The sequence below is a fragment of the Variovorax sp. KK3 genome, from assembly GCF_001984055.1.
In the GTDB taxonomy this organism is placed as follows: domain Bacteria; phylum Pseudomonadota; class Gammaproteobacteria; order Burkholderiales; family Burkholderiaceae_C; genus Variovorax.
This window is the reverse complement of sequence record NZ_LYVO01000017.1, coordinates 12,960-38,990: the sequence shown is the minus strand read 5'-3', so window position 1 is coordinate 38,990 and position 26,031 is coordinate 12,960. Positions and strand designations below refer to the sequence as shown.

The 26,031-nt window shown below is 62.9% G+C and carries 29 protein-coding genes; 24 read left to right on the top strand and 5 right to left on the bottom strand.

Annotated elements, in window-relative coordinates; all coding sequences use genetic code 11:
- Window positions 1-198: 198 nt before the first annotated feature.
- Window positions 199-1,239 carry a site-specific integrase gene (locus B0W80_RS10685; RefSeq protein ID WP_076999114.1) on the bottom strand — a complete coding sequence of 347 codons (1,041 nt, stop codon included), beginning with the start codon at window positions 1,237-1,239 and terminating at the stop codon, window positions 199-201.
- 227 nt (window positions 1,240-1,466) lie between these two features.
- Here B0W80_RS10685 and B0W80_RS10680 point away from each other — a divergent pair, with 227 nt between their 5' ends.
- From B0W80_RS10680 to B0W80_RS10670, 3 genes are all read left to right on the top strand, one after another.
- A complete protein-coding gene (locus B0W80_RS10680; protein ID WP_076999113.1) occupies window positions 1,467-1,772 on the top strand; it encodes a hypothetical protein in 306 nt (101 codons plus the stop codon).
- Between the two features lie 510 nt (window positions 1,773-2,282).
- Window positions 2,283-2,462, top strand: coding sequence for a DUF3606 domain-containing protein (locus B0W80_RS10675; protein WP_076999177.1), 180 nt, complete (start codon window positions 2,283-2,285; stop codon window positions 2,460-2,462).
- A 184-nt stretch (window positions 2,463-2,646) separates the two neighbouring features.
- Window positions 2,647-3,429, top strand: a complete 783-nt coding sequence (locus tag B0W80_RS10670; RefSeq protein WP_076999112.1) for an SOS response-associated peptidase — start codon at window positions 2,647-2,649, stop codon at window positions 3,427-3,429.
- Between the two features lie 198 nt (window positions 3,430-3,627).
- On the opposite strand, the gene B0W80_RS10665 is transcribed toward B0W80_RS10670, so the two are convergent.
- On the bottom strand, window positions 3,628-3,822 hold the full coding sequence (locus B0W80_RS10665; protein WP_076999111.1) for a hypothetical protein: 195 nt from the start codon (window positions 3,820-3,822) through the stop codon (window positions 3,628-3,630).
- 185 nt (window positions 3,823-4,007) lie between these two features.
- On the opposite strand from B0W80_RS10665, the gene B0W80_RS10660 reads away from it, so the two are divergent.
- The 6 genes from B0W80_RS10660 to B0W80_RS10635 all read left to right on the top strand — a co-directional run bounded on the left by B0W80_RS10660 (window position 4,008) and on the right by B0W80_RS10635 (window position 7,338).
- A complete protein-coding gene (locus B0W80_RS10660) occupies window positions 4,008-4,694 on the top strand; it encodes a YkgJ family cysteine cluster protein (RefSeq protein ID WP_076999110.1) in 687 nt (228 codons plus the stop codon).
- A gap of 468 nt (window positions 4,695-5,162) precedes the next feature.
- Window positions 5,163-5,495 (top strand): hypothetical protein, encoded by a 333-nt coding sequence (locus B0W80_RS10655; RefSeq protein ID WP_076999109.1) that lies wholly within the window; start codon window positions 5,163-5,165, stop codon window positions 5,493-5,495.
- 12 nt (window positions 5,496-5,507) lie between these two features.
- Complete coding sequence (locus tag B0W80_RS10650) at window positions 5,508-5,891, top strand: phage holin family protein (RefSeq protein WP_076999108.1); 384 nt, start codon at window positions 5,508-5,510, stop codon at window positions 5,889-5,891.
- Complete coding sequence (locus B0W80_RS34850; RefSeq protein WP_143684563.1) at window positions 5,878-6,321, top strand: hypothetical protein; 444 nt, start codon at window positions 5,878-5,880, stop codon at window positions 6,319-6,321. The genes B0W80_RS10650 and B0W80_RS34850 overlap by 14 nt, the downstream gene beginning before the upstream one ends.
- Before the next feature lie 87 nt (window positions 6,322-6,408).
- Window positions 6,409-6,627: a DUF3606 domain-containing protein gene (locus tag B0W80_RS10645; RefSeq protein WP_076999107.1), complete on the top strand. Its 219-nt coding sequence runs from the start codon at window positions 6,409-6,411 to the stop codon at window positions 6,625-6,627.
- A 417-nt stretch (window positions 6,628-7,044) separates the two neighbouring features.
- Window positions 7,045-7,338, top strand: coding sequence for a hypothetical protein (locus B0W80_RS10635; RefSeq protein WP_076999105.1), 294 nt, complete (start codon window positions 7,045-7,047; stop codon window positions 7,336-7,338).
- A gap of 151 nt (window positions 7,339-7,489) precedes the next feature.
- Here the strand turns inward: B0W80_RS10635 and B0W80_RS10630 are convergent, their stop codons facing one another.
- A complete protein-coding gene (locus B0W80_RS10630) occupies window positions 7,490-8,248 on the bottom strand; it encodes an Arc family DNA-binding protein (protein ID WP_218668886.1) in 759 nt (252 codons plus the stop codon).
- Window positions 8,249-8,353: 105 nt separating this feature from the next.
- Between B0W80_RS10630 and B0W80_RS10625 the strand changes: the two genes are divergently transcribed.
- From B0W80_RS10625 to B0W80_RS10615, 3 genes are all read left to right on the top strand, one after another.
- Window positions 8,354-9,292: a YihY/virulence factor BrkB family protein gene (locus B0W80_RS10625; RefSeq protein ID WP_076999103.1), complete on the top strand. Its 939-nt coding sequence runs from the start codon at window positions 8,354-8,356 to the stop codon at window positions 9,290-9,292.
- A 212-nt stretch (window positions 9,293-9,504) separates the two neighbouring features.
- Window positions 9,505-9,756, top strand: a complete 252-nt coding sequence (locus tag B0W80_RS10620; protein ID WP_143684562.1) for a hypothetical protein — start codon at window positions 9,505-9,507, stop codon at window positions 9,754-9,756.
- A gap of 448 nt (window positions 9,757-10,204) precedes the next feature.
- On the top strand, window positions 10,205-11,344 hold the full coding sequence (locus tag B0W80_RS10615) for a putative zinc-binding metallopeptidase (RefSeq protein ID WP_076999101.1): 1,140 nt from the start codon (window positions 10,205-10,207) through the stop codon (window positions 11,342-11,344).
- 34 nt (window positions 11,345-11,378) lie between these two features.
- Here B0W80_RS10615 and B0W80_RS10610 read toward each other — a convergent pair whose 3' ends face one another.
- Entirely contained in the window at window positions 11,379-11,801 is a 423-nt protein-coding gene (locus B0W80_RS10610; protein WP_076999100.1) for a serine/threonine protein kinase, read from the bottom strand.
- Between the two features lie 358 nt (window positions 11,802-12,159).
- Here B0W80_RS10610 and B0W80_RS10605 point away from each other — a divergent pair, with 358 nt between their 5' ends.
- The 6 genes from B0W80_RS10605 (at window position 12,160) to B0W80_RS36165 (ending at window position 18,954) form a co-directional block, all read left to right on the top strand.
- Complete coding sequence (locus B0W80_RS10605) at window positions 12,160-12,615, top strand: PA2169 family four-helix-bundle protein (protein WP_076999099.1); 456 nt, start codon at window positions 12,160-12,162, stop codon at window positions 12,613-12,615.
- Window positions 12,616-12,983: 368 nt separating this feature from the next.
- A complete protein-coding gene (locus B0W80_RS10600; RefSeq protein WP_076999098.1) occupies window positions 12,984-15,032 on the top strand; it encodes an ATP-binding protein in 2,049 nt (682 codons plus the stop codon).
- A 329-nt stretch (window positions 15,033-15,361) separates the two neighbouring features.
- Window positions 15,362-17,977 (top strand): PAS domain-containing protein, encoded by a 2,616-nt coding sequence (locus B0W80_RS10595; protein WP_143684561.1) that lies wholly within the window; start codon window positions 15,362-15,364, stop codon window positions 17,975-17,977.
- 299 nt (window positions 17,978-18,276) lie between these two features.
- Window positions 18,277-18,477 (top strand): hypothetical protein, encoded by a 201-nt coding sequence (locus B0W80_RS34845; RefSeq protein ID WP_143684560.1) that lies wholly within the window; start codon window positions 18,277-18,279, stop codon window positions 18,475-18,477.
- Window positions 18,478-18,481: 4 nt separating this feature from the next.
- The gene (locus B0W80_RS34840) at window positions 18,482-18,754 is read left to right on the top strand and encodes a hypothetical protein (RefSeq protein WP_143684559.1); all 273 of its coding nucleotides are present in this window, start codon (window positions 18,482-18,484) and stop codon (window positions 18,752-18,754) included.
- A 65-nt stretch (window positions 18,755-18,819) separates the two neighbouring features.
- Window positions 18,820-18,954, top strand: coding sequence for a hypothetical protein (locus B0W80_RS36165; RefSeq protein ID WP_256856541.1), 135 nt, complete (start codon window positions 18,820-18,822; stop codon window positions 18,952-18,954).
- Between the two features lie 327 nt (window positions 18,955-19,281).
- On the opposite strand, the gene B0W80_RS35420 is transcribed toward B0W80_RS36165, so the two are convergent.
- Complete coding sequence (locus B0W80_RS35420) at window positions 19,282-19,425, bottom strand: hypothetical protein (RefSeq protein ID WP_179106877.1); 144 nt, start codon at window positions 19,423-19,425, stop codon at window positions 19,282-19,284.
- A gap of 59 nt (window positions 19,426-19,484) precedes the next feature.
- On the opposite strand from B0W80_RS35420, the gene B0W80_RS34835 reads away from it, so the two are divergent.
- The 6 genes from B0W80_RS34835 (at window position 19,485) to B0W80_RS10565 (ending at window position 26,004) form a co-directional block, all read left to right on the top strand.
- Window positions 19,485-19,955, top strand: coding sequence for a hypothetical protein (locus B0W80_RS34835; protein WP_143684558.1), 471 nt, complete (start codon window positions 19,485-19,487; stop codon window positions 19,953-19,955).
- A gap of 265 nt (window positions 19,956-20,220) precedes the next feature.
- Window positions 20,221-21,369 carry a sorbosone dehydrogenase family protein gene (locus B0W80_RS10585; RefSeq protein WP_256856540.1) on the top strand — a complete coding sequence of 383 codons (1,149 nt, stop codon included), beginning with the start codon at window positions 20,221-20,223 and terminating at the stop codon, window positions 21,367-21,369.
- A gap of 11 nt (window positions 21,370-21,380) precedes the next feature.
- Entirely contained in the window at window positions 21,381-22,853 is a 1,473-nt protein-coding gene (locus tag B0W80_RS10580) for a superoxide dismutase family protein (protein WP_076999095.1), read from the top strand.
- 126 nt (window positions 22,854-22,979) lie between these two features.
- Window positions 22,980-24,089 (top strand): alpha/beta hydrolase, encoded by a 1,110-nt coding sequence (locus B0W80_RS10575; RefSeq protein WP_083745298.1) that lies wholly within the window; start codon window positions 22,980-22,982, stop codon window positions 24,087-24,089.
- A 701-nt stretch (window positions 24,090-24,790) separates the two neighbouring features.
- Entirely contained in the window at window positions 24,791-25,660 is an 870-nt protein-coding gene (locus B0W80_RS10570) for an SHOCT domain-containing protein (RefSeq protein ID WP_218668885.1), read from the top strand.
- Window positions 25,661-25,674: 14 nt separating this feature from the next.
- A complete protein-coding gene (locus B0W80_RS10565) occupies window positions 25,675-26,004 on the top strand; it encodes a hypothetical protein (RefSeq protein WP_076999094.1) in 330 nt (109 codons plus the stop codon).
- Window positions 26,005-26,031: the final 27 nt, after the last annotated feature.

The following is a 26,031-nucleotide window of genomic DNA, read 5'->3' as shown; positions in this document are numbered from 1 at the left end:
TCGATCCACAGGCTCCGATAGGACCCCAAGGCGCCCCAGCGGCTTGGTGCGAGCAGTCTGATCGCGTGAGCGCAAATTCCGCGTTGTTTCCGTGTCAGTCACTTGATCGAGATGCGGTCGCAGGCCCTAAGCACTCGACGCATCGAGACGCTGATCAAACGCCCTCGTGGGTCACTGGGGCATGCCGATCGCGTGACGCTACACAACTTCGATGTGCGCCGGCAGTACGCGCTCGTAGCGCTTCATTTCTGCCGGCTCGACGCCCATCCATTGCGCCACTTGTTCCGGCAATGTGCCGCGGCGCAGTTGGCGCAGGGCGAAGGAATGACGTAATCGGAACGAGCCGCCCGCACGTGAATCCATACCCGCATCCTCAAGCACCTGGCGCGCGTTCATGTACTGAGAATCCGCGCGCCACGGTTTTCCAGTCCGCGTCGACGGGAACAAGAAGGCGCCGGCGACACGCGCGTCCTGACGCACCTGAAGCCAGTACTGAAGCAGTTCAGCCGCCCACGGCGCGATCGGCGTCTCGCGTGGCTGCGACGTTCCGTTGCCGGGGACCTGAAGCTTCCAAGGGCGTCCGCGCACGCGGCTGCCGAGCGTGATGGGCGAGTCCACCGTCAGTGCGCGGACGTCCCCAGGCGTCAGGCCCGCGCCGAGCTGCAGACCGACTGAAGCGCGGTTGCGCACTTCCTGCCAACTCATGGCTGCCAATGCCGCACTAATCCGCCCCGCCCGCGGTCGAGCCGCCGACACATGCACGATCAACTGCCGAGCTTCGGCAGCAGTGAGGTAGTCGGGCAGGGGGTCTTGGCGCTCCGCCTCGGCGAACCGCACTTCCGGATGCATGGCTATCCAATCTGAGGCAGCCGTGTTCGGCTCCACGTCCGTCCGCGCAGCATGGTGCCGCATAACCCGGTCGATATGACGCATGAGTCTGAGCACATAGCGAGGGGAGAGCGCGTGGTCCGAGGCCTTGCGGCCATAGCGCGCCGCCTGGTAGGCATGCAGGTCTTCCAAGCCCAAGTTGTCGAGGGTGACCCGTGGCGCCTGGCCCAGGCACCACTCGGAGAAGCTATCCCACATGGACCGGTAGACCTCAGCGGCGCCGGAAGTGCGAAGTGCCCCAGTGCCGCGCTGATCCTCGAGCCAAACGGCGAATGCGCGGTCGAAGGCTTCGGCTTCAGCACCTGACACCTTTTCTTCGAACAGGGGAAGGCTGGCGCGACGCGAGGACATAGCCAAGACTATAAATCAGTTAACGGGAGGCGCTCCTGTTTTGCCTTGCAGGGTCTTGCGTCAGTGAGATCAAGTGCGGCAGGAAGTCGTTGGGGCTTAGATTTTTGAGAACGCCATCCCGTTAACTGATTTTCCATCTCGACTTGGAGCGCTCCGCCTCAGCGTCTTTCCCGATATAGACCTGCACGGCAGCGCTTAGCCTTGCAGTGAAACGCCGGAACAAGACCATGCCCACGACCATTCAGAAAGCCGACATCCTCTCCAAGGCCGGCGTTGCCGCTCCAGCCTTTCCTGGCCAACAGACGCCGCCTCGAGACCCCTCGGCGACGCAGGAGCACGCCGGAGACCCCGCAAGGGCAGAAGCGGTCGTGCAATGGGAGAAGGAGATCAACGAACTGTTCGTCGCCTACGCAGCGTCACGAGCAGCACGGAGCCTTCGTGAAGCGGAGGAAGCGCAGCAACTTAGCCATCTGCGTCATGCCAACTCTCAACTTGGACAGGCTGACATAAAGTCGGATGGCGAGGTGGGCTGACGCCTGGCACTCTTGGCTCGTTCGGAACACCGGGCGCCAATCCACGCCGCACGAGCGCCTGGTTGATCGCGGCGCGGGCCTCGCTCGCACCACACCAGCGCTCAGGTACTGCTGGAAATCATTCCGAGCCTGCCTGCGTCAGGGCTTCTGCACTGTTGGCGCGATGGGCGCGATTGACGCCCCGGCCTCGGGCGGCGCCGGAGGGTGCCAGATCCACACATACGCTGACAGGACGGAAGCCGCGATGACGATTCCGACGACCAACGCGGTGCGCCGACCTCCGCGTCCGAGAGCAGGTTTTCTGTGGCGTCGGTTCATATCCTCGAGCTTTCAAGCGAGGCAGCGATTGTCACGGGCAAAGACCCGGGACGGAGTGCGGAGACGGGACGTTTTCTAGCGTCAACAAGGGCATGCTTGCGCATGGCCGACCGCAAACAACGGATCCAAGATCTCCAGGCGTTGTCGCGCGCTGAGGCGCGTGCAATGAGATCCCAAGGCAAGGAGATGAAGATGGCAGATGACAAGTCGAATGTTGGCGGACAGGATCGCTCTCGCATCAACGTCAATGAGGACTACGAGATCCGCGACTGGTGTAAAGCGCTGGGCGTCACGGAGGATGAGTTGCGCAAGGCCGTTGCCGCTGTGGGCGACCAGGCCGACAAAGTTCGTGAACACCTCGGCAAGAAATAGCGCGCTGCCGCCTGCGCGCACGCGCTGCAGCTGAGGTGGCGCACTGTGGAGCCGCGGGATCTTGAAGAACTGGCCGCGGAGCTGTGGCGCGACGAGCGGCTGCGCGCTTGGCCGCCACGTGCAGCGGCGGTGGCGTGGTTGGGGCCCGTGACGGAACTTTCGTTCGGACGGCTACAGTGCGGCCATGTGCAACAAATACCTCTCGCCCCAGGCCGCGGAGATTGAGCGCTTCTGGCACGTCGGCGCGCGCAACCCACCGCCGTGGCAGCTCGAGATCTTTCCGCGTGCACCCGGCCCTTTCATTCGGCGACGCCGGAAGGTGTCGGGCTACGAGCGTGAGCTCGTGGTGGGCCAGTGGGGCTTGATTCCCTGGTTTGCCAAGGAGCCAAAGCTCAAGTACCCAACGAACAATGCGCGTAGCGAGGAACTGGCAGAGAAGGCCAGCTACAAAGACCCGTGGAAGCATGGCCAGCGCTGCATCATCCCCGCGTCAAGTTTTGACGAACCCTATTGGGGGCCGTTCGAACAACCGTTCTCTCGCTGCGAGTGGTGGCGGTTTCGCCGTGTCGATGGCCAGCCCTGGGGGCTCGCTGGTCTGTGGAACACGTGGACCGACAAGGCCACCGGTGAGCCGCATGAAAGCTACACGATGTTGACTTTGAATGCCGATGGGCATCCGCTCATGGGCCGGATGCACAAGCCCGAGCGCGACCCTGAAACGAAAGAGAAGCTGCCGCTGGAACTGCAGGACAAGCGCTCAGTGATCCCGATCGAGGCCGCGGACTTCGACCTGTGGCTCGAAGGCACGGTCGAGCAGGCTCAGCAGTTGCTCAAGCTCGCGCCGGTCGAGATTTTTGAAGCGGGCCCTGCACCCGCCGACCCGCCGCGAGCACCGACGCCTCGACCTGCGCGGGCCAAGCCGAAGGAGCCGCCCGAGTCCACCGGAGAACAGCCGACGCTGCTGTGAAATGCAGGATCGGCATGCGTCACGTCCCGGTCAGATTCACGCACTACGATGCACCTTGACAGCCCGGCGGCGCTGGTAGAGGGCGCTTCGGCACCGACCTTGCGGTCGAATCCCTCGATGCCTCAGGCTGTCGCGATTTTCTAAGCTCGTTGACGTCACCGGCCATGCCGCGACGTTGCGGCACGCGCCGGCTTGACTTCAGCGTCCCAGGCTCAAACGACCAAGGCCCTGTTCGGTCAACGCGCTGCCCCCACGGGGATCTTCGACGACCAAGCCGTTTGAGCGCAGCCTGTTCGATACCTTGACGGCCAGTGTGGGCCGCTGCGACTTCTGTGCGTCCCGCAGCGCGACCAGCGTGCGCCACTGTTCCTCGTTGAGCTGAATCTTCTTCATAGGCGGCGCGTACTTTACTTCCGTCCAGCCTGAAAAGTCCTGAACGCTTCTGAAAAATCAATCGGCTCGGCCCAGAACGTGGGCTTGCTGAAGGTGATAGGTCGAGGAGTGCTTCGAAAAGGCGGTGCTTCTTGCCTTCAAAGCGACCGCGGACCAGCTGAGCGCTCAACCGTTAAGCTTGCAGCATGCACCCCGACCTTGTCACATCCGACTTGGCGCTCCTGCAGCGAAGCCGGCTGCCACTCGCGATCGAACGTGCGCAAAGCAAGCTCGCGCGCGTCGAAGCGGACACCAGCGCCGCGAAGCTTGTCAAGGCGTCTCAGCGCGCAAAGTCCGTTGCGCAGCGCGTTGTCTGGCTCCAGCGAGCGGCCTCTGCCTGGGCGCGTCCGATCGAAGCGGTGTCCGCCTGTCGTCAGGGATGCAGCCACTGCTGCCACATCCCGGTCACGATCTCGCACGTGGAAGCGCGTCTGTTGGCACACGCCAGCGGCCGGGTACCCCAGGAGCCCACACGAAGCGTTCGAATCAACGACGACGTCTCTGCGCAGCGCCTGGTCGACATGGAAAGGCAACTGCAGGGCGCGCCGCTTTCACCCTGTCCTTTCCTTCGCGCAGGACAGTGCTCGGTTTACGACGCGCGTCCCATTGCTTGTCGGACGCTGGTCAATTTGGATGACGATGACCTGCTGTGTCGCCATGCAGGAGATTCGACGGCCAAGGTCCCCTACGCCGACGCGAGGCATCTGAAAATGTTTGCGTTGATGGCGCAGGCCGGGTCTTCATACGCAGACATCCGCGAGTTCTTCCCAGGTTCGGCGCGCGCACCTGCACCCATACCTTTGACCAAACCTACCACCGCCACGATTGGGTGATTAAAGTACCAAGGCGCAGTGCTGTTGACATCGCTTTTGGCCGGATGCGTTCAGGATCATTGCTGCGTCAGGGGCCGCGCAGCAGCGCTGATGCGGGATCCCGAGCAACTTTGTCGTCTCCTCGCCGAGTACCTGGCAAGATTGAGCAGCAGGCAACCACCGGCGACCTAGAGCTGGAGGTGCTTGATGTGCACCCGCGCAAGGAAGTCCGCAGGTCGCCGCTGCCCGACGCCGCGCAGCTGATCGACATCATCGACAGGCTGTATGGCGGAATGCGCGGCCGCCATATCGATTCGCACCCCGACGGTAGCAATCGCTCAGCTTATTTCGACCTGAAGACCCTGTCCACGACACCGAGGGCTCATGCCGCTGCACCTACAGCGCGCTCTGACAATGGCTCACATGCCCGCATGCGGTGGTCGAGCAGGCTTCGATGTCCACACTGCATGCACTCAATAAGGACATCACATGGACGACATCCAAAAATCCCCCGAACAGGTTGCCGATGAGGCGAAGCAAGTCGGCGAGGACGCGGTCAACAAGGCCAAGGGCCTGGCATCCGACGCCAAGCAAGTGGTAAATGACGCCGTCACCACGGGTCGCGCGTACGCGCAGGATGCCGTCAACGAGGCCGGGAAGAAGATCCGCGGCGTGAAGGCTCAGGCCACCCAAACCGCGGACTACCTGAGCGAAGCAATCCACCAGGATCCGGTCAAGGCGGTGCTAGTCACTGCGGTGATCAGTTCCGTGCTGACAGCCCTTGTGCTTTCTTCTTTGCGGAGCGACCGCCACTACTTCTAGATCGAGCCGTCAATGCATCCGATCTACAAGACCGTACTGCGGCGGCCAGATCTGCTGTTCACGCATGTCGCGAATTATGCAGAGCTGGTGAAAGCCGAGGCTGGGTCTTTTGGGACGTCAATAGTTGTCAGGGCCGCAAGTGCGGCAGTGGCGGTCGTCGCGCTTGTGCTGGCTCTCGCACTCACAGCCATGGCTCTCATGCTGGGCTTCGTACACGGCAGGTTCGAATGGGTCCTGGTGATCGTGCCCGGCGTGGCCTGGTTGATCGTCCCTCTGGGGGCCGCAATCGCGATGAGGTCGACCGTGAAGGAGAAGGTCGAAGAGGTCAAGCATGAAGTCGAGACGGACCTGAGAGTTCTGCGACTTGTGAGAGAGGCGAATGATGAAGCTTATTGAGCCCCTCAGCGCAAAGACCAAGCTCCTCGAGTCGCGAGCAGCCCTGCTTGAAGCGATGGGGTACCGTGAGCAGTCCTCTGCCACCGGTGGCACCGCTCGCGTTTTGAAATTGCAGCAGTCCGAGGGCACTTCAAAACTCGCCGCCATCGCTACAGGGCTGCGTCGCAGCGCAGTTGGACGATGGTGGAAGCGGCATCCGCTCAGTGGCGCGGTTGAACTTATGCACCCGCTGCTTGAAGGCTACGCGCACAGACATCCGGCAAAACTGATTGCTTACGGAGCAGGGGCTGGAGCGCTGCTATGGGTCCTGAAGCCTTGGCGCCTGCTGTCGACTGCAACCTTTGTTGCGCTCTTGTTCAGAGCTTCGAATGTCTCAGCTCTGATATCAGAGCACGTTATGCGAATACCGAACGAACGTTCGGGCGAATGACTTGACTCTTACTCGCTTGGCTATTTGTAGCTCGCGCTGCCGGTATCGCCCGACGCAAATTCCGTATCAGACTGAAAGGATTTCGCCATGACTACCGAGAACACCGAGGGTGTGAGCCCCGACCGCATCGATGTGAGCAACGACGCCTCACTGCGCGAGTGGGCGAAGAAGCTCGACACAACGCACCAGCAACTCAAGGACGCAGTAAGGACAGTCGGCGATCGCGCCACCGACGTCGAGATGCACCTCAAGGGGTCACGCAGTACAACAAACGACGACCGTATCGACGAAACACGTAGTTTGTAGTTGCCCGAGGGCAGCCCGGAGTGCAGGAGGCAGTCTCTCAGGTACGTGGCCGCTGAAGCGGCTGTGATTCGGACCAGCAGCGCAGGCCTGGACTGCGCGCTTCGGCTGTTCTCTTGCAGTGCAGTGAAAGCGAGTAGAGTGTCTCGATGCCAACACTCGTCACAACCCACACCGTTCGCGACAGCACTGGCCAGCTGCGCGAGCTCCACGTGAGCACCACCAGCTCTGACGCAAACCAGCCCGAGCGAGTGACTTACTCGCTTGATGGCTCGGCCGTCGAGAAGCAGGACGGGCACTACGTCTTGACAGCCACCGGAGAAATACTGAATGAGCCAGACGCCGAATCAAACTAGTGCCGACGACTGCGCACGTTCCACGACGATCGCTTGAGGGGACACCACCCGAAGCAAAAAATCGATGGCACAGATCCCGATGGTCACAGCAGTCCGGTTCGACCAATACGGTGATGTCTCACACGTTCTCATGGGAAGGGCGGACACCGACTCGAATCGTTGGATAACCGAGCCGGCTGAAACGCCGGTAGCCGAACTGGTCAAAAAGCTTGCAGCCTCCGTCGAAGTTGCCACGAGCATGCCAGACGGCACCTTGGGTCCGAAGCTGCGCGTCATGCAGGCGAAAGCGGGAGGCAACACCGAGACTGTCTCGACCGATGATCCAGGGCGGCCGATCGACGACTTCCTTCAGTTCTAAGATTCTTTCGCGCGATCTGCGAAACGCGGATGTCGCTTGGCTTGCCGTCACTGCGTCGGGTCGATATGACACGCCCGACCGGGTGGGCAGCGAAGTGTCAAATAGTTCAATTGCCTTTCGTCCGGAATCGGACGTGCCACGCGACACAGATCTAGCTCCGGGCGTTCTTCGACCGGGGGCTGTGCTTATCTACTGCCGGCCCGCGCGGCAATCCTCGACACGCGATGCTGCGCAGCGAGTCGAGGACTGCGGGGTTTGCTGACTCGATCAGCTTCAGCAGCGATGCCGCCGCCCCGCGGTCGCTTCTCTGAGCAATCCAACGCGTCAGCTCAGACGTCAAAGCGCTGCGCGCCGTAGCCGCACGCCGACTTGCCCGCTCCGCATTCAGAACTTCGAGCAGCAGACCTGCAGCGATCGACCTCAGGTCATCCATGCAGTCGCCGATCAGCTGAAACTGCGCCGTGAGGGCTTTCTGCAGCTCAACCTGTTGCTCGAGCGCTCGAAGATCCGCCTTCTCAGTTTGCCGCTCTTCGAGGGATAGCTCCAACCTCCTCACGATCTCGGCATTCAGCGTTCGATGGTTGGTAGCGGCGAACGATTTGAGCCGCTCGCGCATGCCGTCGGGGAGCCTTACGATGTACTTGTCTTCGGTCTGAGGTGTTCTGGCTCTCGACATATTCAACCGAGCCGCGTCGGGCCCGCGCATTTGCCCGAGCAACAACTCAAACCGACACAAGCCTTCGTTGCTGAAAAACTCTAGCACCAAGAACGCGCAACGAATGTGTCTTTTGACGTGAATCAAGTAGGCCGGCACGTTGCTCGAGGTGACCCGGCCGGGCGATGACGAGTCGAAGAACAGTGCGACGAAAGAAGGCTTGAAGACCGACGACGAGAGGACAGCTAGTGGCACCAGCAAATCGAAAGCTAGCGTTCAATATCCTGTCGATGACTGACTTGCGACGCCAATGACTCTGCTATGCCACGACGTATCGACTCCCGACGCTGCGGCGGATTTATGGAACAGGTGAAGGTGCTGTTGCGCAGGTTGCGCCGCTCGGCGTTGGCCACGCCAGGGCTGGGTGTGCTGCTGCTCGCAATACGAAACTACATCGTGCACCAGAGTGCCAACCAGGCCGGCAGTCTGGCCTTCTCGTCGGTACTGGCCATGTTCCCGTTGCTGATCCTGGTATCGGCCGCGGCCGGGTATGTCGGGCAGACCGGCGATGCGGCTGCGCTCGTCGAGCGCGTGATGGAGTACGCGCCAGAAGTCGTGCGAGACGCGATGCGGCCGGTGGTGCGTGAAGTGCTGGCGCAACGCAACCAGGCGCTGTTGACGATCGGCGTGCTAACTACGGTCTGGACGGCGTCTTCCGGGATGCAGGCCGTGCGCTCGGCGCTCAACCGAGCCTACGGCATCGAGCGGGGCCTGCCGTTCTGGAAAGCGCGAATCAAGGTGACGCTGTTCACGGGCATCGTGGGGGTGGGAGTCGTCGTGGCATTCAGCTCGGTGATCATCATGCCGCTGATCTGGCAGGTGCTCGAGACGCAGATCGAAGGGGGAAGCGAACGCATGTGGATGCACATCGGCGTGCGCTACGGCGCGGCGTTCTTGGGCTTGGGCTTGGGCTTGGGCATTCTGTATGCATTGCAGTACGGCTGGCTACCGGACATTCGCCAGCGCCTCTACACGGTCTTGCCCGGTGCGATTGTCGGCGCCGCTCTTTGGGTAGCCGCCGCGGCAACGCTGTCGTACACGCTGCACAGCGCCGGAAAGCTCGCGTTGCTGTACGGAAGCTTCGCGGGCGTTGTCGCGACGCTCGTGTTTCTCTACATCAGCGCGACAACCCTGATCTTTGGTGCCGAGATCAACGGGGTTCTGCGCGAGAAGCTGTCACGGTCTGCCGACCGGCCGCCGGCCCAGCCGAAATCCGGCCCTGACGATGGGCGCGCGTGAAGATCGTCTCGCCGTCGGCACCGCGCCGCCGAACCTCGCAGAACCTGGTAATCCAGTCCGGCCGAAAATGCGATGTCCGCGCCCAGCGTGGATACACCCGGCGTCGCACAGCGCATACAGGCCGCAAGAAGGAAGACTGGTGTGGCCTATTGATGGGCGTCTGGTCCCTCGGCGCAGTTATAGTCGACGTCCCAATTCACGGAGACAACCACATGAAGAAGATTCTGATCGCCGCGTTGAGCGGCCTGTGCGTTCTTGCAGCAAGCGCCCAGGTGGGCACCGCTGTCAAGGAATCGGGCAAGGCGACGGCCGAGACGGCAAAGCAGGGTGTCGAGAACGCCCAAGGCGCGGTGACGCGAGAGCCGAACAGTACTGTCCACAAGGCGAAGGCCAAGGTGCATAAAGCCAAGGCCCAACGGGCTGGCCGCAACGCAAAGTCCGCCGCGAAGAAAGCCGTGAGCTAACGGAATCGGCGAGATTAACGGGAACATGGGGCTGCCAAGTGCAGCCCTTTTTTTTCCCCTGCCACAGCGGCTTCCAAGCAGCGGTAGAGCCCCACGTGCCTCATGCGAAGCCCTTGGGTCAGGTCGACCCTATCGCACCGTGTGCGAGCTCCCGCTTGCAAACCGATTAGCCACTTGGTGCCCCGAGGCGCCTACCCTGTGCGTCCTCCATGCAAACAAGCAGCGTGGAAGGGTGCGGCCGCCACCGGCGCAACGGATTACATCAACACGCGAATCGTTCGGGCTATGAACGAAGGATGGCCTACGAAGATACGGGCCACTCGCTTGCGCAGGAAGCTGGTCAGATGCGACCCGGAAGGGGCGCACGGTCACCGCTCAAACTGCTGCTTGCCGGCGCACTACAGGGCGACTCTCTCAACACTTCCCAATCCAATCGAGCGATTAAGCGATGAAACTGTTTCAATGCCCGCGCTGCGGCAGCCGCGTCTTCTTCGAGAATCTGAGCTGCGAATCATGCAAGGCGACGCTGGGCTATTCCACCGACGAGCAGCGCATGCTGGCCTTCGAAGTCTCCGCGGACGGTGCATGGGGACGCCTTGGTGATGAAGGGCCGAGCTATCGGCCGTGCGTGAACACCCTTGAGGGTGTCTGCAACTGGCTGGTGCCATCAGACAGCACGCACCACCACTGCGTTTCCTGCCGAACCACTCATACCATTCCAGCTCTGTCCAATCCGCTCAACCGCGCATTCTGGGCCCGCTTGGAGCAGGCGAAGCGCAGGCTCTTCGTCACGTTGCTGGATCTTGGCCTTCCGGTGCCCAACAAGCTCGAAGACCCGGCCAATGGACTGTCCTTCGAGTTCCTCGAGGAGACGAGCACGGAGATGCGAGTCTTGACCGGGCATGACGAGGGCGTCATCACGCTCAACATCGGCGAAGCCGACGACGCACACCGGGAGCAGGTGCGCCAGGCGATGCACGAGCCCTACCGTACGCTGTTGGGTCACTTTCGCCACGAGATCGGCCACTACTATTGGGACCGCCTCGTGCGAGGCACGCCTTGGATCGACGAATGCCGTGCACTGTTCGGTGACGACACCAAAGACTATGCACAGGCGCTCAGAGAACACTATGCCAACCCGCCCGCGGACTGGCCCCTACGCTATATCAGCGTCTACGCCAGTTCGCATCCGTGGGAGGACTGGGCCGAAACCTGGGCTCACTACCTGCACGTGGCGGACGGCTTGGACACCGCAGCTGCCTGGGGGCTGCAGCTCGCGCATGCCTTGCCGGGAGGTCCGCCGTTGACGGCTGCCCCGTTGGATCTCGACGCCGAGCATTTTGGGTCGGCGGTTGTCGAGCAATGGCTGCCGGTCTCGCAGTTCGTCAACGCCATGGATCGAAGCCTAGGCGCAAACGACAGCTACCCATTCATCGTGATCGAGCCAGTCGTCGCGAAGCTCGACTTTGTTCACCGGGTTGTTCGTGCCGCACGGCGCGGGGAGGTGGCAATGAATTACCAACCGCAGGCTGAACCTGCACCTGCGCCGATCCTGGCGCAGGAAAGTCCGTCGGTCGGCGGTGCATGATGTCGTTGCAAAGCGGTTCCTGCGGAAGGCCGCACTACTGCGGCGTACCGGTCCGACCCTTGGGGTTCGTCGGCACATCGGGCCTTTCGCCTGTTGCACCCATTTGTGGCTTGAGTTCAGCCGAGCTGGGCTTGACATCAGCTCGCGTCAGCGCGCCCGTGGGCTGAGGTGCGTTGGGCTGATTGTTGGTCATCGTGGATGGCTCCCCCTTTGGCACGACGGTATTCGCCGGGCTGCGATTTTCGACACGGGCATCGCTCTTCACGGACTCGCGCGATGTGGGGTTGCTGCCGTCTGGACGCTGCGTCGGGTTGGCCACGCCTGCAGGCGTCTTCGTGCTCGCCTGGCCTCCTTTTGCGGGATCTGGCGCTGCCGGCACCGCCGTCGTCTGAGCGAGCGCAGTGCCAGATATCGAGATCATGCTCGCGAGCGCAATGGAAGTGAAAGTCCGTCTCATGGTGTCTCCTGGGGGGGTTCAACCCCACAACGAGGCTGACGAAGAAATCCTCGGTCTTGGCATGTGCAACTTTGTGGGCCGCACTCACGCCCTTGTGTAGGAAGGTGGTCGATTCGTAGGACAGCGGTGGAGGGCAAGACTTCACCGCCTCACCGAGCTTTCCTTCCGCGTGACCTGCACTCATTGGCGCGGAGAAGGTGGGGCGCCAGTTCCGAGCAGCAGCCTCGGCGCGCGCTCCGACACCAGAGTTCGCGCTGCGACGACCACCACTTGGCCAGGGCAACTCGACGATTCGTCTAGTCCAGGCCGGGGGGCCGGCTTTTCATCCAACCGCCTTCAATGGCATTAAGGAGCAATCATGGCCGACGATAAGGAAGTGGTTAACGTGCTGAACGACTTGTTGGAGAACGCGCGTGACGGCGAGTACGGCTTCAAGACCTGCGCCGAGCAGGTCGAGGCTTCAAATCTGAAAACCTTGTTTTCGGACCGTTCGAGAGGTTGCGCGGAGGCTGCTCGAGAACTCGAAGCGCTCATTGTGCAGCACGGCGGCGAGCCCGCCTCAGGCGGGACTGCCGCCGGGGCGCTGCACCGCGGCTGGGTTCAGATCAAGGGCGCGGTAGGCGCCGATAGTGAACTCTCGATTCTGGAGTCATGCGAGCGCGGCGAGGACTCCGGTATTGCGCGCTATCGCAAGGCGCTGAAGGAAGAGCTTCCCGAGAGCGTCCGAACCGTGGTCGAGCGTCAAGCAGCCGGTGCGCAGAAGAATCACGACCAGATCCGGGACTTGCGCAACGCGGCCCGGCAGCAGAGCTGAGCGGACCGGAACCCAATAGGCCCCGTCGGGGCCTTTTTTCTTGGGCTTCTTCGTCGCCCGGACGATTCGAACGCAGTGGCAAAGTAAGTCGATCTTCGACGACAAGCATCTGCGGCGACATCAAAAATGCGCTGCCAGCTCCGCTGCCACGAGGACGATCATGCTCACCACGCGTGTGAGACGTGGCTCGCAACGCCTTAGGACAGAAGTGTGCAATCTTGGATCGCCTGTACCGCGTGTGCGGCAAGGCGTGCGCCTACAACGGGCGACATCGCCACGTTCGACCCTCACACCATTATTCGCAACTCGCTCTCTCAAAAATTCTCGCCTCCGCCGCACGCATACAGAACAACTCGAGACAACGTCGCATGGCCAACCGTCCTTCAGCATCCCCACTACAACGAGAGCCGGAGGCAGCAGACGGAACCATTGTTTGGTATGCAGCGGCCGACGGCGCGGTCGTTGAGAAAAACCCACAGTGGCAAGCTTTCACCGGCCAGACCCAGACCGATTACATGGGACTCGGCTGGCTCGACGCAGTCCACGGCGACGATCAAGAGTTCCTCAAAGCCAGTTGGCTCGAGGCAGTACGCCACGCCAAACCGCTGAGCCTGCGCTACCGGCTCCGACGCCACGACGGCGAGTACCGTCATGTCGTCGCGCAGGGCGCACCGGTCGTCGTTGACGGCAAGGTGGTCCGGTGGGTTGGATTCGTTGTCGATGCCACCGATAGCCTGCAAGCGTCCGAGGCATTGAGAGTCAGCGAGGAGCGCTTCCGGGTGCTCGACGAGATCGGGGGAGCCACTCGGCACTTGCACGAGGCCGATAGCGTCATGGCCGTCACGACCCGGTTGCTTGGCCAGTATCTAGGCGCCACACGCTGCGCGTACGCCGACGTGGATAGCGACAGCGATCGCTTCACGATCCGCAGCGATTACGCCGTCGACGGGGTCGCAAGTAGCGCGGGCGTCTACTCGCTCGACCTCTTTGGGCCGAAAGCAACCTCGAATCTGCGGCGCGGCCGCCATTTGGTCGTTCATGACGTCGACCAGGAACTCGGGTTCGAGGGTGGAGCGGCGATGTTCAACGCCATCGGCATCAAGTCCATCATCTGCGCGGGGCTCGTCAAGGACGGCCAACTGGTCGCGATGATGGCAGTGCATCAGGCGCAGCCGCGCCATTGGACCAACGACGAGGTGCATCTGGTCTCCGAGGTCGTCGACCGCTGCTGGGCCCATATCGAGCGGGTTCGCGATGCAGCAGCGCTCAGGGAACAAGATGCGCGCAAGGACGAGTTCATCGCGACGCTTGCGCATGAACTGCGCAACCCCCTCGCGCCGATCAAGTACGCGGTTGCCATTGCCTCGCGCGAGGATGTCTCCCCGACCCGGACCGTGCGGATGCTGGGCGTCATCGACCGCCAAGTCAGCCTGATGTCGCGGCTCATCGACGACCTCCTCGATGTTTCTCGAATCAATCGGGGTTTGATTGAACTCCAGCCAGAGGATTCCCAGCTCGACGCGATCGTCGCCCGCGCCCTTGAAGCCACTCAAGTCTTGATGGACGCCCGCAATCATCACGTCTCCGTGCATGTGCCCCCTGGGATAGTGGTTCATGTGGATCCGGCTCGCATGGTCCAGGTCATCGGCAACTTGCTGACGAACGCAGGCAAGTACACGCCGCCCGGGGGACGCGTGGAGCTTGAGGTCCTCGTTGAAAACGATCAGTTGACCATCTCTGTGAGGGACAACGGGTTGGGGATACCGCATTCCGAATTGGGCCGGTTGTTCCAGATGTTTTCGCAACTGCCTCATACCCGCGCCAGCGCCCAAGGCGGGCTGGGTCTTGGCTTGGCCTTGGTACGAAAGCTCGTCGAACTTCATGGCGGCACGGTGCGCGCCGAGAGTGCAGGGCTGGATCAAGGCAGCACTTTCACCGTCACATTGCCGTTGAGCGCCACAGAGCCCAGCGCCCCCAACAATCCTGTGCTGCCTGCCGAAACAATGGACGACGGGGCGCTGGACCGAACGTCAAAGAGTGACGGTTCGCCGCGCGTGCTCGTCGTGGAAGACAACCCGGATGGGCGCGAGACGCTCGTCACGCTGTTGCAGGGTTCAGGCTACGAGGTGAGCAGTGCGGACAACGGACATGACGCAATCGCTGCAGCGCTCGCGCATCAGCCGCACCTTGTCCTGCTCGATCTCGGCCTTCCCGGGCTCGACGGCTATGAGGTTGCCAAGGCGCTCAGGGCGCAAGGCACGACAAGCCGTTTGGCCATCATCGCCTTGACCGGCTGGGGTTCGGCGCGCGACCTGGAACGCACGCGCGAAGCGGGTTTCGATCTGCACCTGACGAAGCCGGTTGAACCGTCCGAGCTGCTGCAGCTGGTGCAGGCAGCGCTGCGCCGACTCAGCTGAGCCAAAGCGCGACCCGGCGACGTGCCGAGAGCGCCTGCGCATCCCATCTGGGCTCGCAGCGCGGAGACCTGCTAGACAGGCGTCCAGACAAAGCGGGGGCACGGGGACGGGCCCGAGTATGTCTTTTGACAACGACGGCCCGCCCACGGTATTGCCAAATCGGTGCCCTCACAGGTAACCGAGCCGCAGGAAGCCTCGTCGATCAAGCTGCGCTGGCTTGGGATTTCAGCGGCGCGAGGACGGCGCTTCGCGGGCCAGGCGACTTGAATTACTCACTCTGCGGTAAGCTGCCCGCACCCGCACCTCGGCCCCCGAAAGACCCAGCAAACGTGTTGCTACCTCCGCGCGAAGGCTCCAAAGACCCACGCATTGCGGGTCTCGATGATGGCACCGACCCGTTCGTTGCTGCGGTGCGCGCGACTCGCATGCCGATGGTCATCACCGACCCGCGCCTGCCGGACAACCCCATCGTCTTCGTCAATGACGCGTTCTGCCGACTCTCCGGGTACGAGCGCAACGAGATCCTGGGGCGCAACTGCCGCTTTTTGCAGGGCCCTGGAACTGACCGCGACACCGTCCGCAAGATCCGTGAGGCCGTCGAGGCCAAGCAGGCGGTACAACTCGATCTGCGCAACTACCGCAAGAACGGCGAGCCTTTCTGGAACCGTCTGTTGCTCGGACCCGTGAGCGGTGCTAATGGAGAGGTCGCGTACTTCTTCGCAAGCCAGGTCGACGTGACGCTGGAGCGCGAGCGCCTGCAAGGGCTCGAAAGCTCAAACGCTGCCTTGACCGCGGAATTGGCAGACCGGGTACGCGCTGTCGAAGCAGGTGAATCAAGGTTGCTCGCTGCCACAGCGGCAGCGGAACTGGGCATCTGGCATCTGGATCTCGCTTCGCGAGAGCTTGTCGCGTCTGACCATTGCAAGCTGAACTTCGGTCGAGATCCACGCGCGCCATTTCCGTACGAGGAACTGCTTGAAGCCGTGCATCCGGATGACCAGGAACGCATGCGCGAAGCCGTTGCCGAGACAGTTACCACCGGCAATGACTACCGCATCGAATATCGGATCGTCCGCCCTGATCGGCAGTTGGCCTGGGTCCGCATTCATGCCCGCCTGGAGCGGGGCGCTGGGGGGGAGCCTGTGCGGCTGTCCGGGGTGTCGCAGGACATCACCCACGAGATGCTGGCCCGGCGTCGCGCCGAGCTTTTGGAGTCATTGGAAGCGAACGTTTACGGCAGTCTGGACGACCCCGCCGAGATCGCGTATCGCGCTGCGGAGGCGCTGGGGCGCGTGCTTGATGTGGACCGTGCCGGATACGGGACTATTGATAAGCGAGCAGAGACGATCACGATCGAACGTGACTGGAATGCGTCAGGTATCCATTCGCTCGCAGGCTCGCTGCGGTTCCGTGACTACGGCAACTACATCGAGGATCTCAAGCGCGGCGAGACCGTGGTGTTCGCCGATGCACGCGTGGATCCTCGCACTCGTGATTCAGCCGATGCCCTGATTGCGATCAGCGCGCAGTCCGCTGTCAACATGCCCGTCAGCGAGGAGGGCAACTTCGTTTCGTTGCTCTATCTGACCCACGCGAGCGCGCGTCCCTGGACGCCTGAGGAGCTTGCGCTCATCCGCGACGTGGCGCACCGGACGCGGCAAGCGGTCGAGCGCCGCCGGGCCGAGCAGCGCCTGCGCGAGTTGGCGGCTTCGCTGGAACAGCAGGTGCGGCAGCGCACGGCCGAGTTGATGACGGCCGAGGCCGCGCTGCGCCAGTCGCAGAAGATGGAGGCAGTCGGACAGTTGACAGGCGGCTTGGCGCACGACTTCAACAACCTGCTCGCCGCAATCTCGGGAAGCCTCGAGCTTCTGAAGCGCCGCCTGCACGATAATCCTGCCGTCGGACACTACGTCGACATCGGCCAGACCGCCACCAAGCGTGCCGCTGCGCTCACGCATCGGCTGCTCGCATTCTCCCGTCAGCAGACGCTCCAACCCAGCGTCGTCGATGTCAATGTCTTGCTTGGCGAGTTCCAGGAACTGATCCGTCGCACGATCGGCCCCCAGGTCACCCTCGAAGTCGTCTGCGACACCGACGTCTGGCCCGTGCATGCTGACGCTGGTCAACTCGAGAACGCGGTGCTGAACCTTTGCATCAACGCCCGCGACGCGATGCCGGACGGTGGGCGACTTGTGATCGAAGCGGCCAACGTCTCGATCGACGCGCGCGACGCCAGCGTGCAACAGATGCTGCCAGGCGACTACGTGTCCGTCTGTGTGAGCGACAACGGCGACGGCATGACGGCGGACATTATCGCAAGGGCTTTCGATCCGTTCTTCACGACCAAACCGCTCGGCGTCGGAACGGGCCTCGGCTTGTCGATGGTGTACGGCTTTGCCCGGCAGTCCGGCGGCAATGCGCGAATCCAGTCCGACGTCGGCGCGGGAACGACCGTGTGCATGTACCTTCCACGCCATGAGGGCGAAATCGACGTCATGGAACGCGTTGAAGGAAGGCCCGTTGAAGTGCTCGATCCAAGCCGCTCCGGAGAGACTGTTCTGGTCGTCGACGACGAATCTTCAGTGCGGCAATTGATGGCGGCCGCGCTGCGCGAAATCGGCTACCGCGTGTTGGAAGCAGTGGACGGGCCTTCGGCGATTCGGTCGCTGCAAGCGGATCGATCCGTGGACCTGCTGGTCACTGATGTTGGATTGCCCGGTGGCATGAATGGAAGACAGGTAGCCGACGCCGCTCGCCTCCTGATACCGACGCTTCGAGTTCTATTCGTGACGGGCTACGCCGAGACCGCGGCCCTGAGCCAGGGTCACTTGCCGCCAGGCATGGAGGTGTTGGCCAAGCCTTTCGAACTCACGACTTTGGGGCTTCGCGCCCAGACACTCATCAGGTCGAGGCTGGAAGATCCTGACTGGCCGTTGACGCCTTAGTTGGAAAATAGCGCCGACAGCGACCTGAGGTGACCTAGTGCGCCACGGCACATCCTGTAAGTTGCCAGCGGACGGTCTCGTTTCAGGCAACCGACCAGACGGGCCTGTGTGCAAAGACCGAAGTGTTGCGGCCGTCGAGCGAGGCCGATTACCAAGGGCGCCATGTCGCCTAGTCAGTGCGGTAACGAAGAACTCAGACCAAGTAATACTTTTGTTTGCCGTGAACTTCTGCACGTCTGACAGCGCCGAATATGCCAAAAGACATAGAGACGATGGTGGCCCAGCGGAACAATCCAGCCATGAAAGACCATCACGAGACCGACTACAACACAGGTTGGTGGGCAGAGCGACCGGAGCGCGAAATCCGTGCTTCGTCGTTCTCTCCTATCGCTGGGCCGTTCAAACGAAGGCGTGGTGAGTGCATCTGGCTCAATGCTGCGTTGGTGGTCGCGCTCTTCGTCACGCTGTGTTGGTCAATTGTGCGCTTGGCAAGCTGGTGACGAAATGCCAGCGACGCGCGAGGAAATCGAAAAAGTTACTGGCGATTTCCGTGAATCCTATCCTGCAATAGCCCGAGCCTTGGCAGAAATGATGGTCCGCGGAAATGCCCTCCTAGAGGAACACGAACTGCTCGAAAGCCGAGTAGGAGATCGCTTCGAGGCCTTCGTGTTTGACATGCTCGCTGAATACGGTATCGCGCCAGCGCGGTTTGCGGAAACGTTGAGAGCCTTTGAGCGAATGCGCGAAACGCTGGATCACTTGGAGGCCTTTCCGTAGTCAAGCCAAATGCCATTGGCGCCAGGGGCACCCGAGCCTTGTTCGTGCAATCGATGGCGCGCGCAATGGCCGACCTGCTGGTGCGCCGCAACGTGATCGTGGAGGACCATGAATTGCTCGATGGCAAGAGTGCTCCAAACGCACAGGATCTCGAAGGAAGTCTTTGCCGAAACGCTGATCGCACTCAGCCGTCTACGTGAGACGATTGATCATCTTGAGCAGTTGCCGCCTATCTCGATTGCGCGGACGCGCCGCGCGCAGTCCTTGTCTAACTTACGGGCTTAACAAAAGGCCCTCCGTCAACATTCGTTCGTCCGGAGGGCCTTCGCAGGGTTGGAGTGCCGCAGGGGGTTTTGCCGCGCCTGTACAGTTAAATTGCGCTGCAGACAGAACCCACCATTGCAGAGTTCTTCGAATCTTTGCGTCGGACTGTTCCGGCTCAGCCATCACCCGGCGCTTTAGCCGCCTGCAGGCCGCGCCGGATGGCGGCGAAAAAAATCCCACCTAAGTGGGACTTCTTTGGGACATCAGCCTTTGGCAGGTTGACCGGGTTGCTGAGCCGGCTGCTGACTTTGGCCAGGCTGCCCTTGCCCTGGGTTCTGTTGGTCTTGCTGTCCGGGGTTCATCGGCTTACCGGGGGTTTGATTCTGATCGTTCTGCTGGTTGGCCATCGTGGTCTCCTTTTCGCGCGAACGACGCGACAAACTGGCTTCCGGAGGTTGCGAAGCAATTGGCGCCGATCGAGCGCGGCCCTTTTGTCGTTGATGGCGAGATCTGCGTACTCGACGATCTCGGCCGGAGTAACTTTGACAAGCTCGAGGATCGGGCGCGGCGGCGGCGCTGGTCTCAGGGCGCAGAGCCGGTCACCTTTGCGGTCTTCTATCTGGTTGTGGAAAACGGGATAGACATCGCTGAGTCGGCTCTGCAGCCACGTGAGGCGGCCGTGGCGAGCTTCATGAAGACGCTCAAGGTCGAGGACATCTACATCGGAGGCTACGAGACCTTCGCCGATGTTGCAGCCCGGCTGCCGAGGGTTCATCGAAGACGTCTACAACGCGAAACGCCTGTACTCGGCGCTTGGCTACCGGTCACCCGACGAGTTCGAAGATCAATCGCTCCAGTAAGCGGCTTAGATCTGCCCCTCGGTGATCCAGCCCGAGGGGTTCACTTCACCAGGGGATCAGTTCCTGATGTCGCTTGACAGGTGTTGGTGCCCGCCTCACCAAAGCAACGATAGGAGGCCTAATTTAAAGGCGCGGGTTCCTACGAACTTATAGGCGCCAAGCGCGTCGGCGGACGGTGCACAAAGAATAGATTGGCCAGACCAATTTATTGAGCACTTCATGACTGCAACTTTCCGTTTGTGTGGCCCATGGCCGGGTCTTGCCATCGCTCTCTGCCTCTCCAGCACCGCAGTCCAGGCCCAGCTGCCACCGGGCGACGGTCCGAACAACGTGGCGACGGTGATGCTGGAACCCTCCCCCGTCAAATTCGACGAGGCCTTGCTGGCCCAGCTCAAGTTGCCCGCCGGCTTCAAGGTCAACGTGTTCGCCAAGGACATGCAGCACGTGCGGTGGATGCAGGTCGCACCCAACGGCGACGTGTACGTGAGCCGCCCGAAGCAGGCCGACGTGCTGCTGCTGCGCGACCAGGACCGCGACGGCAAGATGGACTCGCAGAAGGTCGTGGCGCAGAACATCAAGAACGTGCACGGCCTGCTGCTGCGCGAGAACAAGCTCTTCATGGCGACCGACAAGAAGGTGCTGGTCGCCGACGTGCAAGGCGACGGCACGTTGGCCGGCACCCGCGTGCTGGTCGACGACCTGCCCGATGGATCGCAGCACCCCTACCGCACGCTCGCGATGGGCCCCGACGGCTTTCTGTACGTGACCGTCGGCTCCCAGTGCAACAACTGCGTGGAGACCAACCCCGAGGCCGCCACCGTGCTGCGCATGCGCCCCGACGGCAGCGCGCGCAGCGTGTATGCGCGCGGCCTGCGCAACACGCTGGGCTTCGCCTTCAACCCGGTGGGCGGCATGCTCTACGGCTTCGACCATGGCTCGGACGATCGCGGCGACGACGTGCCGCCGGAAGAGCTCAACGCCATCCGGCCCAACAAGCACTACGGCTGGCCCTTCTGCTGGGGCGACCGGCAGGTCGACATGAAGCAGCAGAACGACCCGGAGAACTCGACCCGCGCCGACTTCTGCCCGACCACTGAAGCGCCCGAACTCATGACCACGGCGCATTCGGCGCCGATCGGGCTGGTCTTCTACACGGGCAACCAATTCCCGGCCGACTACCGCAACAGCGCCTTCGTCGCGATGCGGGGTTCGTGGAACCGCGGCCAGCCCAGCGGATACAAGGTGGTGCGCGTGCGCTTCGATGCGGCCGGCAAGCCACAGTCGATCGAAGACTTCGTCACCGGCTGGCTGCTGGCCACGCCGCCGCCCCACCTGCAGCAACCGGGCGCCGGCCCGATGGCCGAGCAGGCCAAGGCGCGGCGGCCGGCCCAGTTCGGGCGGCTGGCCGGGCTCGCGGTGGCAGCGGACGGTTCGCTGCTGATCGCCGAAGACCAGAACGGCGTCATCTACCGCGTGAGCTACGGCCGCTGAGGACCACCGACATGAAACTGCACTTCGTCCTCTCCTCCATCGCCGTGGCACTGCTCGCAGCCTGCGCCGGTACGCACCAACAACCGGCCACCGAAGCCGGCACCGGGCCATCCGCCGCGTCGGCTGCACCCGTGGCGAGCGCCCGCCTGCTGACACCTTCCGGCCAGCCGGCCGGCACCGTGAGCTTCGCGCCCGCCGCGCATGGCGTCGAGCTGGTCGCCGATGCCCGCGGCCTGGCGCCCGGGGTCCACGGCTTCCACGTGCATGCGCAAGGCGCCTGCGCCGCCGGACCCGACGCCGCGACCGGGCGCATCGTCGACTTCGGCGCGGCCGGCGGCCACTTCGATCCGGGCAACTCGCGCAACCACGGCCGGCCCGGCGACGACAAGGCCCAGTCCCATGCCGGGGAGCTGCCGGCGTTGCAGGCCGGTGCCGACGGCACGGCGCGACTGCGCTACGTCAACCACAACCTTTCGCTCGACCGGGCCGCCACGTCGGTCATCGGCAGAACGGTGGTCGTGCATGCCGACCCCGACGACTACGCGAGCGACCCGGCCGGCAACTCGGGTGCACGCGTCCTGTGCGGCGTGATCGAGATGAACGCGCCCACCGTCGTGAAGGGGCGCGCCACGCTCGAGGGCTCCCACGTGTTCCCCGAAGGCATTGCCATCGACCCGCGCTCGGGCGCTGCGTTCGTGGGTTCGAGTTCGAACGGCGACCTGTTCCGCATCGCACCCGGTGCAGCCAAGGGCGAGCTGGTGCAGGCCGGCGGCGCGGTCGGGCGGCAAGGCGCCTTCGGGATGAAGTTCGACGCGATGGGGCGGCTGTGGGTCGCAGGTGGTCCGACCGGCACGCTGAGCGCGGTCGATGTCGGCAACGGCACCACGCTGGCCGTCGTCAAGGCGCCGCAGGACAAGCCGGCCTTCTTGAACGACCTGGTCATCGCGCAAGACGGCACCGCCTACGTGACCGACTCGGTCCAGCCGGTGATCTACCGCATGCGAACGACCGCGGGCGCGCCGGCATCGCTGGAGCCTTGGCTCGACCTGGCGCAGACGCCGATCCGCTATGTGCCCGCCCAGGTCAACCTGAACGGCATCGTCGCGTCCGCGAACGGCCGGCAGCTGCTGTCCATTCAACTGGCCACCGGGCAGCTCTGGCGCATCGACACGCAGACGAAGGCGGTGACGCAGGTGCGCATCGAAGGCGGTGAGCTGCAGGACGGCGACGGACTGGTGCTCACCGGCGCCAACGAGCTGGTCGTGGTCCGCAACGCACATCACGAGCTGGTGAAGCTGCGCCTGGCCGCCGATTGGAGCAGCGGGCGCGTCGAGCAGCGGCTCACGGACTCGCGGCTGCGCTATCCGACGACGGCGGCAGTGTCGAGCGCAGGCTTGATGGTGGTCAACGGCCAACTCGACCGCCAGAAGAATCCGCCCGTGCTGCTGCCCTTCGACGTCGTGACGATGGAGCTTCCCAGGTAAGCCGGCAGTGGACATGCCGTGCGCGCAGGGCGGCACGGCTACCTACAGCGCCATGCCGCACGCGCCGACGAATCGGACGTCGACCCCTTGCGTACCCCCTATATCTACAACCCCAGGACTCATTCAATGAACCGAATCAAGCCAAGCACTCTCGCCGCGTCCATCGCATTGCTCTCGACCACGCTGGTCGGCCTGCCCGCTCAAGCCGCGGACGACCCTGCCAAGCCCAACCCCGTGGCCGAAGCCGTCGCCAAGACCATGGGCAAGCTGCGCGCGGACGAGGACATGCTCGCCGTGCTCAACGCACAGGCCGGCCTGAAGCCGAAGCCGATCGAGAAGCTCGACGTGGCGACCGCGCGCAAGCAGCCCACGGTGACCGATGGCGTCAACGCCGTGCTCAAGCAGCAAGGCAAGAGCACCAAGCCCGAAGACCTGGTGCCCGGCGTGACCAGCATGGACGCCACCGTCGACGGCGCCGCCGGCAAGCTGCCGGCCACCGTGTACACGCCTGAAGGCGCAGGCCCCTTCCCCGTGGTCGTGTACTTCCACGGCGGCGGCTGGGTCATCGCCGACCGCAAGGTCTACGACGGCGGCGCACGTGGCATCGCCAAGCAGGCGAACGCGGTCGTGGTGTCGGTCGACTATCGCCAGGCACCCGAAGCCAAATTCCCCGCGGCCTGGGACGATGCGCTCGCCTCGTACAAATGGACACTCGCCAACGCAGCCAAGCTGAAGGGCGACGCGAAGAAGGTGGCGCTGGCAGGCGAGAGCGCGGGCGGCAACCTGGCACTGGCAACGGCCATCGCGGCCCGTGATGCGGGCGTGCAGCAGCCGGCCCACGTGCTGGCCGTCTATCCCGTTACGCAGACCAGCCTGAATACCGAGTCGTACCTCGAGAACGCGGTGGCCAAGCCGCTCAATCGCCCGATGGTCAAGTGGTTCGTCGACAAGACGACCCGCTCGCCGGCCGACCTCAAGGATAAGCGCCTACAGCTCATCGACGCCAAGCTCGAAGGCATGGCGCCGGGCGTGACCATCATCAATGCCCGCATCGACCCGCTGCGCAGCGACGGCTCGAAGTTGGAAGACGCCCTGAAGAAGGCGAACGTGCCCGTCGAGCGCCGCGACTACGAAGGCGTGACGCACGAGTTCTTCGGCACCGCAGCCGTGGTGCAGAAGGCCAAGGATGCCCAGGCCTTCGCGGGTCAGCGTCTCAAGAACGCGTTTGGGGGCTAGCCTGCTCTCATCGAGCGGGCGGTAGCGTCGCGCTTTGCGTTGCTGCCGCCCAGCTTCTTGAGCCCTGGACGCCCGTCGGGCCAGCCACGGGCGCACACACGAGCAGGCGGGGCGCTAGAAGAGCCGCACGCGCCAAACAGCCGCTGCAAAGGCGGCCAACCCCAAGGCGGCCCACATTATTCGGAAGAGCATGTTTCGCGTGAACCGACCGCCTGCCCATTCGACCTTCGTGCGTTCTGGTTGGCGTTGGTAGTGTGCAGGCATCCTGTGCGCGCACCCCTTGCAGCGGCGCGCCGAGCCCGGGTTGATGGTGCTGCAAACCTCGCAGATCTCCGCCGTAGGATCTCCAACATGAATCCGGACAAGGTCAATCAAACTTCCAAACGCGGTGCGCCCCTGAAAAACCTTTGTGCCTGAAGCTGAAGCCATGGCTATTCCCTTTCGAATCAAGTCCTTCAACGCGTGGAGTCATGGCGAGGTGGTATCGCTTCTGTAACTTTCTCGCTCGAATGTTCGAGGTTGCCCCGAGGACTCTTTTTTTCGTGTGCTGCTGCGGTGTCTCATTCGGCTTTGAGTCGAGCATGGGCGGCGCAGCGAGGCGCCTTTGCTTGCGCTCTTCGAAGACATAGGACGAGGAAACCCGTTCTGCTGCGCTGGCTCCTACAGGTATCGCCCGTCGGCACGACTACCGTCGCCGCCAAATGACTGACGAGGGCATTCCGATGGGCTATCCAGATGTGCCTCATAAGGGCAAAGCAGGGGAGCCGGGCACTGATCCCGGACATGAAGATGAGCTGGGCCAGAAGCTGCACGAGATCGCCCGCCAGCACGGCTTCACGCTGGAGGCTGTGGCCGTCATGTGGGCTGCACTCCAGCAGGGCGGGGGCATGGCGCAGTTCAGCCACCCCGAGTTTGGCGGCCGGGGCCAATGGATGAGCAACGGCATGATGATGCTCGGCGACATGTTCAACCGCAGCTTGGCTACAAGGGTCAGTGCGCTCTGTGAGGCACTGGCGCCGCTGGCTCTCGGGCACACCGAGCTTCGTGCCGCCATCGGCAGCGCCGGCAGTGCCGGCACGTGGTGGCCCAGCGCGTTTGGAAGGCCCGCCACTGCGGGCTCGCAGAACGACACACGCTATGCTTGGTTTGCAGACCAAAAAGCGCTTCTCATACACCGTGCCGGCCACGTGGAGGCGTATGACACGGCGGACCATCAGATACGCGGTGCCGCCCAGCAGCAAGGCGGCAGCCCGGGAACCTTGTCGTTCTCAAGCCAGCATGGGCCGGTCGACGTTGCGACGCTCGAGCGGATTGCCCTTCCGCATGAGCCGACTTCTGGTGCCTCCAATCGCGAACCGATGCACGACGTGCCTTTCGAGCGGCTGCCAGTGAGCAAGGTGGCAGCTTTTGAAGGAGCATCCCAGCCATCAACTGGGCCGAAGGATCGTCGGCTTGCCTTGGCGCAGGAGATTCTGGACACGCTCGAACGCCTGGCGGAGTTGCAAATCAAAGGTGTCCTGACTGAAGAAGAGTTCAGGGCGAAGAAGACCGAACTGCTAGCCCGCCTTTGATCAAGGAGCATGCGATGGAACCGATGAAGCCGATGAAACCCATGGAGCCCATGAAGCCCATGGCTCCGATGAAGCCAATGATTGCTTCGGACAGCAGTTGGTGGCCGCGCGGCTTAGATGGTCCCTCGAGCACCGGCGAGCAGGACGGCCTGCGCTATGCCTTTTTCCCTGATCAGAAGCGTCTTGCAGTGGCGCGGGGCGAAAAGGTGGAGCTCTATGACACCGGGACCCGACAGATCAACGGGATTTCTCAGGCCAGCGGCAGCAAAGCCGGCGATGTGAGATTCACGGATCAGGCCGGGGAGGTCGAACTGGCTTCGCTCAAGCGCGTGGATGCGGATTAGAAGTCGAGCCCAGTTCGCCCCTGCCTT